This window comes from Methylobacterium sp. WL8 (genome assembly GCF_008040045.1).
In the GTDB taxonomy this organism is placed as follows: domain Bacteria; phylum Pseudomonadota; class Alphaproteobacteria; order Rhizobiales; family Beijerinckiaceae; genus Methylobacterium; species Methylobacterium cerastii.
The window spans coordinates 22,704-33,446 of the sequence record NZ_VRVF01000056.1 but is presented as its reverse complement, the minus strand read 5'-3'; the positions used below and the strand labels follow the sequence as shown (position 1 = coordinate 33,446).

Annotated in this window: 10 protein-coding genes; 6 read left to right on the top strand and 4 right to left on the bottom strand. The window is 69.5% G+C overall.

The window, feature by feature from the left end; genetic code table 11:
• Positions 1-19 precede the first annotated feature (19 nt).
• The 6 genes from FV234_RS18430 to FV234_RS18405 all read left to right on the top strand — a co-directional run bounded on the left by FV234_RS18430 (position 20) and on the right by FV234_RS18405 (position 6,808).
• Positions 20-325 carry a hypothetical protein gene (locus FV234_RS18430; protein ID WP_147764745.1) on the top strand — a complete coding sequence of 102 codons (306 nt, stop codon included), beginning with the start codon at positions 20-22 and terminating at the stop codon, positions 323-325.
• 153 nt (positions 326-478) lie between these two features.
• Positions 479-3,559 carry a formate dehydrogenase-N subunit alpha gene (fdnG, locus tag FV234_RS18425; RefSeq protein WP_147814947.1) on the top strand — a complete coding sequence of 1,027 codons (3,081 nt, stop codon included), beginning with the start codon at positions 479-481 and terminating at the stop codon, positions 3,557-3,559.
• 15 nt (positions 3,560-3,574) lie between these two features.
• On the top strand, positions 3,575-4,510 hold the full coding sequence (gene fdxH, locus FV234_RS18420; RefSeq protein WP_147753877.1) for a formate dehydrogenase subunit beta: 936 nt from the start codon (positions 3,575-3,577) through the stop codon (positions 4,508-4,510).
• A gap of 130 nt (positions 4,511-4,640) precedes the next feature.
• Positions 4,641-5,360, top strand: a complete 720-nt coding sequence (locus FV234_RS18415; RefSeq protein WP_147764735.1) for a formate dehydrogenase subunit gamma — start codon at positions 4,641-4,643, stop codon at positions 5,358-5,360.
• A gap of 4 nt (positions 5,361-5,364) precedes the next feature.
• Entirely contained in the window at positions 5,365-6,372 is a 1,008-nt protein-coding gene (gene fdhE / locus FV234_RS18410; RefSeq protein ID WP_147830903.1) for a formate dehydrogenase accessory protein FdhE, read from the top strand.
• Between the two features lie 160 nt (positions 6,373-6,532).
• On the top strand, positions 6,533-6,808 hold the full coding sequence (locus tag FV234_RS18405; protein ID WP_147830901.1) for a hypothetical protein: 276 nt from the start codon (positions 6,533-6,535) through the stop codon (positions 6,806-6,808).
• Positions 6,809-6,939: 131 nt separating this feature from the next.
• Here FV234_RS18405 and FV234_RS18400 read toward each other — a convergent pair whose 3' ends face one another.
• The 4 genes from FV234_RS18400 to argE form a co-directional block, all read right to left on the bottom strand.
• Positions 6,940-7,269: a hypothetical protein gene (locus tag FV234_RS18400; RefSeq protein WP_147753873.1), complete on the bottom strand. Its 330-nt coding sequence runs from the start codon at positions 7,267-7,269 to the stop codon at positions 6,940-6,942.
• Positions 7,270-7,615: 346 nt separating this feature from the next.
• Entirely contained in the window at positions 7,616-8,089 is a 474-nt protein-coding gene (locus FV234_RS18390; RefSeq protein WP_147830899.1) for an SRPBCC family protein, read from the bottom strand.
• A gap of 170 nt (positions 8,090-8,259) precedes the next feature.
• Complete coding sequence (locus FV234_RS18385; RefSeq protein WP_147830897.1) at positions 8,260-9,306, bottom strand: aldo/keto reductase; 1,047 nt, start codon at positions 9,304-9,306, stop codon at positions 8,260-8,262.
• Positions 9,307-9,503: 197 nt separating this feature from the next.
• Positions 9,504-10,670 carry an acetylornithine deacetylase gene (argE, locus tag FV234_RS18375; RefSeq protein WP_147815303.1) on the bottom strand — a complete coding sequence of 389 codons (1,167 nt, stop codon included), beginning with the start codon at positions 10,668-10,670 and terminating at the stop codon, positions 9,504-9,506.
• Positions 10,671-10,743: the final 73 nt, after the last annotated feature.

Below are 10,743 nucleotides of genomic sequence, written 5' to 3'. Positions count from 1 at the left end.
CCTCTCAGCAGCCGCAGCCCTGGCGCTCGCGCTCGCCTGCACCCCCGGCCACGCCCAGACCAAGCCCGGCGACATCAAGGGCGTCGACGCGATGGGCGACAAGAGCCGCAGCGCCAACGACGGCTGGAGCCAGGCCCCCGTGCCGCGCGAGGAATCAGCGGCCAAGGATGCGCCCAACCCGGGCGGCAACTCCACGGCGGAGAACCGGGAGCGGAAGGTGCCGGGCGCCGACACCGGCTCCTCCTCGGGCACCGAGCCGCAGGCACCCCTCGACCACCGCACCCCGGGGCCGTCAGGACAGAACCCGGCCATTCCGTCGAAATAATTCCGGTTTCCGCTAGCGGATTGAACGAGCTGGTAAATCGTGCGTATTGCAGCGCGATATCCGCCCGATCTGTGTCACGGAACCGCACTTGCCTCGGGCCGGCAATCCTGGGAAGCATGCTGGAATTAGTCCAGCTCTGATCGGGATACTCGGATGACGATTCAGGTCTCACGGCGCGGCCTGCTGAAGGGTGGCGCCATCACCCTCGCGGGTGGCTCCCTCGGCGCCCTCGGCTTCGGCGGCCTCGAGCCGGCGATGGCGGCGGCGGTCCGCCCCTTCAAGCTCGCGCAGATGCGCGAGACCCGTAACACCTGCCCCTACTGTTCGGTGGCCTGCGGCGTCATCCTCTACAGCCTCGGCGACAAGTCGAAGAACGCCCGCTCTGCGGTGATGCACGTCGAGGGCGACCCCGACCACCCGATCAACCGCGGCACGCTCTGCCCGAAGGGCTCGGCGCTGCTCGACTTCATCCAGGCCGAGACCCGGACGAAGTACCCGCTGCACCGCGAGGCCGGCTCCAAGGAGTTCAAGCGCGTCTCCTGGGACTTCGCCTTCGAGCGGATCGCCCGGCTGATGAAGGAGGATCGCGACAAGAACTTCGTGGCCAAGAACGGCGACCTCACGGTCAACCGCTGGACCACGATGGGCTTCCTCGGCGCCTCGGCGACCTCCAACGAGACCGCGTGGCTCACCTACAAGACGGTCCGAAGCATGGGGGCCCTGGTCTTCGATAACCAGGCCAGGGTTTGACACGGCCCATCGGTCGCCAGTCTGGCGCCCTCCTTCGGCCGCGGTGCGATGACCAACCTCTGGATGGACATCAAGCACGCGGACGTCATCACCGTCATGGGCGGCAACGCCGCTGAGGCGCACCCCTGCGGCTTCAAGTGGGTGGTCGAGGCCAAGGCCCACAACAACGCCAAGCTGATCGTCGTCGACCCGCGCTTCACCCGCACGGCGTCGGTGGCCGACCTATACTGCCCGATCCGCCAGGGGACCGACATCGCGTTCCTGTCGGGCGTGACCAAGTACCTGCTCGACAACGACAAGCTGCAGCATCGCTACGTCGCGGCATATTCCAACGCCGGCTACGTCGTGCGCGAAGGCTACGACTTCCAGGACGGGCTGTTTGCCGGCTACGATCCCGAGAAGCGCGACTACGACAAGTCGACCTGGGACTACGAGATCGGTCCCGACGGGTACGCGGTCGTCGACGAGACGATGCAGCACCCGCGTTGCGTCATGCAGCTGCTGAAGAAGCACGTCGCGATCTACACGCCCGAGATGGTGTCGCGGATCTGCGGCTCGCCGCAGGAGACCTTCCTCAAGGTCTGCGAGCTCATCGCCACGACCTCGACGCCCGACCGGACGATGGCTTCGCTCTATGCTCTCGGCTGGACGCACCACTCCAAGGGCTCGCAGAACATCCGCTCGATGTGCATCGTGCAGACGTTGCTCGGCAACATCGGCATGTTGGGTGGCGGCATGCAGGCCTTGCGCGGCCACTCTAACATCCAGGGGCTGACGGACCTCGGGCTGATGAGCAACCTCATCCCCGGCTACCTGAACATCCCGATCGAGAAGGAGCCGACCTACAAGGACTACGCGTCCAAGCGCGAGTTCAAGCCGCTGCGGCCGGGGCAGACCAGCTACTGGCAGAACTACAACAAGTTCTTCGTCTCGTTCCAGAAGGCGATGTGGGGCGAGAAGGCGACCAAGGAGAACGACTGGGCCTACGACTACCTGCCCAAGCTCGACGTGCCGACCTACGACGTGCTGCGCGGCTTCGAGCTGGCGAAGCAAGGCAAGATGACCGGGTACTTCATCCAGGGCTTCAATTGCCTGATGTCGTTCCCCAATCGCGCCAAGATGACGGAAGCCTTCTCCAAGATGAAGTTCATCGTGGTGATGGACCCGCTCAAGACCGAGACCGCGCGGTTCTGGGAGAACCACGGCGAGTACAACGACGTGGACACCGCCTCGATCCAGACCGAGGTGTTCGAGCTGCCGACCACGCTGTTCGCCGAGGAGGAGGGCTCGCTCTCCAACTCCAGCCGCTGGCTGCAATGGCACTGGCAGGCTCAGGACGCTCCGGGCGAGTGCAAGCCCGACATCGACATCATGGCGGGCATCTTCCTGCGCATGAAGGAGATGTATCAGAAGGAGGGCGGCGCCTTCCCGGACCCGATCGTCAACCTGACCTGGAACTACGCGATCGCCCACGAGCCAACGCCGACCGAGCTCGCTCGCGAGATGAACGGCTACACGCTCGCCCCGACGCCGGGCCTCGACGGGCAGACCCTGCCCGCCGGCCGCCAGGTCGACGGCTTCGCCCAGCTCAAGGACGACGGCACCACCGCCTGCGGCTGCTGGATCTACTCGGGCTGCTACACCGAGAAGGGCAACACCATGGCCCGCCGCGACAACGCGGATCCGGGCGACCGCGGCATCGCGCCGAACTGGGCCTTCGCCTGGCCGGCCAACCGCCGCGTGCTCTACAACCGCGCCTCGTGCGACCCGGAAGGGAAGCCGTGGTCGGAGAAGAAGAAGCTCATCGAGTGGAACGGCAAGCAGTGGGTCGGCTTCGACGTGCCGGACTACGGCGTCACCGTCGCCCCCGATAAGGGCGTCGGCCCGTTCATCCTCAACCAGGAGGGCGTCGCCCGCCTGTGGACCCGCGGCCTGATGCGCGACGGGCCGTTCCCGACGCACTACGAGCCGTTCGAGTCGCCGATGGCCAACATCCCGTTCCCGCGGGTGAAGGGCAATCCGGCGTCGCGGATCTTCAAGGACGACCTGGCCGACCTCGGCACCGCGGAAGAGTTCCCCTACGCGGCGACGAGCTACCGGCTGACCGAGCACTTCCATGGCTGGACCAAGCACGCCCGGATCAACGCGATCCTCCAGCCGGAGGCCTTCGTCGAGATCTCCGAGCAGCTCGCGAAGGAGAAGGGCATCGTGAAGGGCGGCTGGGTCCGGGTCTGGTCCAAGCGCGGCTCGCTCAAGGCCAAGGCCGTCGTCACCAAGCGCATCAAGCCGCTGATGTGCGACGGGAAGGCCGTCCACGTGGTCGGCATCCCGCAGCATTGGGGCTTCATGGGCCAGACGAAGAAGGGATGGCACCCGAACTCGCTCACCCCGGTGGTCGGCGACGCCAACACCGAGACGCCCGAGTTCAAGGCGTGGCTCGTCAACATCGAGCCGACGACGCCGCCGTCGGACGCGGTCGCGTAAGGGGAGCATCAGACAATGGCCGATTACAGCTCCCTCGACATCCGGCAGCGCTCCGCCTCCACGGAGACGCCGCCGGCCATCCGCTCCCACATGGAGGTCGCCAAACTCATCGACGTGTCGAAGTGCATCGGCTGCAAGGCCTGCCAGTCGGCCTGCGAGGAGTGGAACGACCTGCGGGACGACGTCGGCGTCAACGTCGGCGTCTACGACAACCCGCACGACCTCACGCCGAAGACGTGGACCCTGATGCGGTTCACGGAATACGAGAACGAGGCGACCAACAACCTCGAATGGCTGATCCGCAAGGACGGCTGCATGCACTGCACCGATCCGGGCTGCCTCAAGGCGTGCCCGTCCCCGGGCGCGATCGTGCAGTACTCCAACGGCATCGTCGACTTCATCGAGGAGAACTGCATCGGCTGCGGCTACTGCGTGAAGGGCTGCCCGTTCAACATCCCGCGCATCTCCGAGAAGGACCACAAGGCGTACAAGTGCACGCTGTGCTCGGACCGCGTGGCCGTCGGCCAAGCGCCCGCCTGCGCCAAGGCGTGCCCCACCGGCTCGATCATGTTCGGCACCAAGGCCGCGATGATCGAGCAGGCGCAGACCCGCGTGATCGACCTCAAGTCGCGCGGCTTCGAGCATGCCGGCCTGTACGACCCGGCCGGCGTCGGCGGCACGCACGTGATGTACGTGCTCCACCACGCCGACAAGCCGCAGCTCTATGCCGGCCTGCCGCTCGACCCGAAGATCTCGCCGCTGGTCGCCTTCTGGAAGGGCGGCGCCAAGGTGTTCGGGCTCGCCGCGATGGGCTTCGCTGCGGTCGCCGGCTTCTTCCACTACGTCACGGCGGGGCCGAACGAGGTCGTCGCCGAGGAAGAGGAAGAGGCGATCGAGTACGACCACGAGAAACGCCGTGGCGCCGAGGGCGGCGAGAACCGGCCGCACTGACGGAATCGAGGCGGCGCACATTCGCCGCCGCCTCGGGTCGAGATCGCCGGGACGCATCGGTGGCCGCGGGCGCGGCGACCGCCCGCGTCCCGGCTCCGTTTCGTGCCGCCATTCGAGAGAAGCAGATTCGATGACCGTTCACACCGACATCCGAGACGGCGACGCGCGCCCCCTGCGTGAGGTGCACGAGGCGCCCGAGGTGCTGTACGTCCCGCGCTACACCGGTCTGCAGCGGGTCAACCACTGGATCACCGCGATCCTGTTCACCCTGCTGACCCTCTCGGGCCTGGCGATGTTCACGCCCTACCTGTTCTCGCTCACCGGCATCTTCGGCGGCGGCCAGGCGACGCGGGCGATCCACCCGTGGTTCGGCGTGGCGCTGGCCGTCAGCTTCGCGCTGCTGTTCCTGCGGTTCTGGAAGCTCAACATCCCCAACAAGGACGACGTCGCCTGGTCGATGAAGATCGGCGACGTGGTGACCAACCGCGAGGACCGGCTGCCCGAGCTCGGCAAGTACAATGCCGGCCAGAAGGGCGTGTTCTGGGGTCAGACCGCCCTGATCGGGATCATGTTCGTCACCGGCCTGGTGATCTGGGACCAGTATTTCTACACCTACACCGTCATCGAGACGAAGCGCTGGGCGCTGCTGGCGCATTCACTGGCCGCGGTCATCGCAATCGCGATCATCGTCGTGCACATCTATGCCGGCATCTGGGTGCGCGGCACCGGCCGGGCGATGGTGCGCGGCACCGTCACCGGCGGCTGGGCCTATCGCCACCATCGCAAGTGGTTCCGGCAGATCGCCGGCGGCAAGCGCCAGCGCGGCTCCACCGACAAGCGCGGGCACTGACGCCTTGGCCCGTTTCTTCAAGCGCACCCCCGCGGCCGAGCCCGCGGGGCAAAATCCCGCGGGCGACGAAGCCGCCCAGGCCCCGAAACGCCCCAAGCTCCACGAGTTGCAGCCCGATCCGGACCGGATCGGCATCGCCGGCTCGGTGCCTTTCGTCCAGCTCCCCGTCCCCGCCGACCTGTTCGCGAACCGCGCCCTGCGCCTGCAGCGCCTCGCGCCCGACCACCCGATGGGCGGCTACCTCGACCTGCTCGCCCGCATCGCCACGGCGCAAGCCGCGGTTCAAGCCTCTCGCGCTGCGCGGGGCGTCCCGCCCGCCGAGCCCCATCCCGACGTGGCGATGCGGCTCGAGCACGGCATGCCGCCGATCTCCCGGCACACCCTCGAGGCGCCCGACGCCTTCCCCGCCTGCCTCGACGCGCTGCTCGACGCCCTCGACCTCGGCCCGGCGCCGCAGGCCGCCCACGACGCGGTGGCGGCGCTCCGTGCGGCCAGCGCGGACGAGCGCCTCGACCTCGGCATACAGGTGTTCGAGGGCGCGTTCCCGGTGGCGCGCATGGCCGAATGCGTGTTCGTCGCGGCCGCCCTCCAGGTCTGCCTGTCGGAGGCCGCCGCCGGCCTCGACCGCACCGCCCTCAAGGCGGTGGCCGACGGCGTCTGCCCGTGTTGCGGCGGGGCGCCGGTGGCGAGCCTGATCGTCGCCTGGACTCCCGCCGACAAGGCGCGCTACCTCGCCTGCTCGCTCTGCGGCAGCCAGTGGAACCACGTTCGCATCCGCTGCACCGCCTGCGGCTCGGGCGAGGCGATCAGCTACCAGAGCCTCGACGAGGTCTCGAAGGACATCCAGGTCGAGACCTGCGGCACCTGCCACAGCTACATCAAGCACCTGCACCAGCACCGCGACCCCGTGCTCGAACCGGTGGCCGACGACGTCGCCTCCTACGGCCTCGACCTCAAGATCGTCGAGGAAGGGTTTCGCAAGTCGGGCCTGAACCCGCTCTTCGTGATCTGACGCGGTCTTTCGCGATCTGACGCGGTCTTGCGTGGCCCCGCGCCAAGCCCGCCTCGTGCGGCATGGCGCCCATCGCCGCGGGCCGGGGATCGATTGCGCGCAAGCCACGTTGTGGAGGCTCGGGGGCGTTCGCGTCCCGACCTCCATTTCAGGCCCGACCATGACCAGACTCGTCCTCGCCGCGGCGCTCGCCCTCGGCCTCGCCAGCCCCGCCCTCGCCCAGATGATCGAGACGCCGACGAGCACCACCGTGATCGTGCCGCCCGGCGCGCCGGGCGTCGTGACGCGTCAGACCAATTCGACCGGCGGGGACGCCGCCGCCACCTACTCGCCGACCGGCCGGGCCGCCGACGGCATCGCCACCGACTCGGCCGCCGCCGGCAACGCGGGCCAGCCATCGCGCATCGGCTCGACCGGCAGCAGCGGCGGCCGCTGAGCCATCGGTAGGACGGCGGGCTCCACGCCCGTCGGCTTTCAGGTCTGCATCCAGGAAGGCGCTCCGCCACGGCGGGGCGCCTTTCGCCGTTCGGGACCAGGCCGATTCAACGCCGACCCCGCGTCGCGAGCCTACGGATAGCCGTAGCGGCTCTTGGCGGCGGCGAGCAGGTGCAAGGCCTCGCCGTCGCGGCCGGCGGCGCAGGCCGCCGAGGCGTGGGCGAGGTCCGCGCTGAACCGGTCCCCGACCGGCTTGTTGAGGTTGCCCGTGGCGACGTCGCTGTCGACCACGGCTTGCGTCCGGCCGATCGCCGGGCCGCAGCCGGAGCCCTGCGGCAGAACCACGGGCGCGGGCGCCGCCGCCGCGACGATTGCGGGCGCCGCGGCCTTCTGCTGGCAGCCGGCGAGCGCGCCGGCGACGAGGAGGGCGGCGAGCGAAAATCCAGAGATCTTGGTCGGCACGGGCGGCTTTCCCTGATACGGCGCAGCGTGCGCCGGACGGTTTTTGAGCCCGCGCCGCCGGCCGGTCAATCGTTCGATGCGATCCGCCAGTGCGTCCGTGGATCGCCCAGTGGACGTGCGTCCCCCTCTCCCCGCACGCGGGGAGAGGGCCGCGACGACCCCGTCGTCGGCGCGGCGAGGCGGCAGCCGACGGTGAGGGGGCTTCGACGAGAGAGGCTCGTCCGTTCGCTCCCCCTCACCGCCGCTTCGGCTTCGCCTCCGCTTCCCGCAGGCACGACAAGGTGCCTGCGGGCCTCTCCCCGCGAGCGGGGAGAGGGGAAGCCCGAGCAGATCTTGTTTCGCCGGCTTACTTCGCCTTGTCGGCGATGGCCTTCAGGCCCGACTCGTAGATGCCGGAGATCGCGTCGGTGGCGACGGTGTCCGGGGCGCCCTTAGCGTTGAAGGTGCCGGTCCAGCTCAGCTTCGAGCCGGTGCCGTCCGGGGCGACCGAGAGGGTCGACTTGTAGTCGGAGACCGGCAGCGGGCCGGACAGGATCGTGTAGGTGTAGCTCATCACCTTGTCGTCGCGGGAGACCTGCTCCTCGACCAGCGTGCCGCCGCCCTTGAGCGAGAGGGTGCGGACCTTCATGCCGTCCTTCTCGGAGGGCGCGCACTTCTCGACCGCCGGGTGCCAGTCGCCGATGCCGCAGAAGTCGCCGATGGTCTGCCAGACCTTGGCGGGCGGGGTGGCGACGGTGGCGGTCTTCGCGACGTCGATGGCGTAGCCCGGCACCGTGCCGGCGACGAGCGCGAGGACGGGCAGAGCGAGGGTCCGGATCATGATGGGCGTCTCCGACGAAATGGCGGCGCGCGCCGGAGGACCCGGCGCCGACCCTCTTGGGGGCAGGCACGAGCTAGGCCTCGACCCCCGCCGTGGCAATGGCGGCCACCCGCAAGCGATCGCGGGCGGGCGGATCGCGTCACCTCGGGTCCGTCACGCCGGCTTCGTCGTCATCGGGCGTTCTTGCGCCCGGCCTCGGCGAGCTGCTTCGCCCGCGCGCCTTGGGTCTCGAACATCCAGCCCGGGTACTCGCGCGGCAGCACGCTCACCGCGTCGAGGGCGTCGAGCTCGGCCTCGCTCAGGTCCACCTGCGTCGCGGCGATGTTGTCGTCGAGCTGGTCGAGGCGCTTGGCGCCGACGATGACGCTCGACACCACGCGCCGGTGCAGCAGCCACGCCAGCGCGATCTGTGCGATCGACACGTTCCGGGCGGCCGCCATCGGCCGCATCGCGTCGATGCAGGATTCGGCGCGGCTGCGCTCCACCGGCGGGAAGTCGAACGCGGCGCGGCGGCCGTCTCCGTTCGCGTCTCCGGAATACTTGCCCGAGAGCAGGCCGCCGGCGAGCGGGCTCCAGACCATCAGGCCGAGGCGCTCGCTCTCGAGCATCGGCACGATCTCGCGCTCGAGGTCGCGGCCGGCCAGCGTGTAGTAGGCCTGCAGGCTCTCGAAGCGGGCCAGCCCCTCGCGCTCGGAGATGCCGAGCGCCTTCACGATCTGCCACGCCGCCCAGTTCGAGACGCCGACGTAGCGGACGTGGCCGTGCTGCACGAGGATGTCGAGGGCCCGCACCGTCTCCTCGATCGGCGTCGCCGGATCGAAGCCGTGGATCTGGTAGAGGTCGATGTGGTCGAGCTGCAGCCGCTTCAGGCTCGCCTTCACCGCATCGAGCAGGTGCACCCGCGAAGCGCCGCGGGAATTCGCACCCGTGCCGGTCGGCCCGTAGGCCTTGGTCGCGACCACCACGTTCTCGCGCGGCACCTTCAGGTTCTTCAGGGCCTGGCCGGTGATCTGCTCCGACAGGCCCTCGGCGTAGACGTCCGCCGTGTCGAGGAAGTTGATCCCGGCATCGATCGCGCGGCCGACGAGGCGCTCGGCCTCCGCCTGGTCGAGGGCGCCGATCTGCCGCCACATCCCCTCTCCGCCGCCGAAGGTCATCGTGCCGAGGCAGAGTTCCGAGACGAAGAGGCCGGTCCGGCCGAGCTTGTTCTGGCGCATGGGGTGTCCTGTGGGGATCGCCGTCCCGGCTCCCTCTCCCGTTCGAGAGAGGGTTGGGGTGAGGGGACAGGTTCATCCGGAGAGGGCTCGCCCCTCACCCTGCCCCTCTCCCGAACGGGAGAGGGGACCTGCGTCCCCACCGGAAGCGGCGGTTCGACTTCGATAGATAGGGCCGCCCCGTGCCGGGTCGACCGGCCTCACCCCGCGCGGCTGTCGGCGATCAGCCGGCGCACGAAGGCGGCGCAGGCGTCGAGCTCGGCGAGCGTGATGAATTCGTCGGCCTTGTGGGCGCGTGCGATCGAGCCGGGGCCGATCACCACCGCCGGCACGTCGCCGAGCGCCTGGAACAGCCCGCCCTCGGTGCCGAACGAGACCTTGGCGTGGCCGTTGCGCCCGGCGAGGCGCTTGGCCAGCGTCACCAGCTCGGAATCGACCGCGGTCTCGAGGCCGGGATAGTCGATCAGCGGCGCGATCTCGACGCCGCAGGACGGGTCGCGCCCGGCCATCTCCGTAGCGAGCGTTTCGGTGGCGAAGGCGATCGCGCTGCGGGCGAGCGCACCGGCGTCGTCGGCGCCGATGGCCCGGAACTCGAAGTCGACGCTGCAGAGATCGGGCACGATGTTGAGCGCGGTGCCGCCGTGGACGACGCTGCTGAGCCCGGTCGTGTGCGGCACGTCGTAGAGCGGGTCGCGGGCGCCGGACGCGGCCAGCGCGTCGGCCGCCTGCTTGACGTGGAGGATGAAGCGCGCGGCATATTCCACCGCGTTGACGCCGGACGGCGCCAGCGCCGAGTGACAGGCCTTGCCGCGGAAGGTGACGCGGGCGGCGTGCTTGCCCTTGTGCCCGGTGACGACCTCCATGCCGGTCGGCTCGCCGACGAAGCACCCGAGCGGCGCGAGCCCCCTATCCCGCATCCGCGCGATCAGGGGGCGCACGCCGAGGCATCCGACCTCCTCGTCGTAGGACAGCGCGATGTGCAGCGGACGGGCGAGCGGCGCCGCCGCCATCTCCGGCAGGAGCGCGAGGCAGACGGCCAAAAAGCCCTTCATGTCCGAGGTGCCGCGGCCGTAGAGGCGTCCGTCGACCTCGGCGAGCTGGAACGGGTCGTGGGTCCAGGCCTGGCCCGCCACCGGCACCACGTCGCTGTGGCCGGACAGCACGTAGCCCGGCACCTCGGCCGGCCCGACCGTGATCCACAGGGCGGCCTTCTCGCCGGTCTCGTCCACCACCCGCTCGACCGCGGCGCCGTGGCTCTCCGCGAAGTCCTGGACCCAGTCGATCAGCGGCAGGTTCGTCAGCGCGCTGGTGGTGTCGAACGCCACGAGGGTGGCGAGGATGTCCCTGGGCGTGGGTGCGGTGGGCATACGGTCCTTCGACGGCGCGGCGCGGCGGCCGGGAGGCCGGCACTCAAGGGGATGACGAGAGGGATAGCGAGAA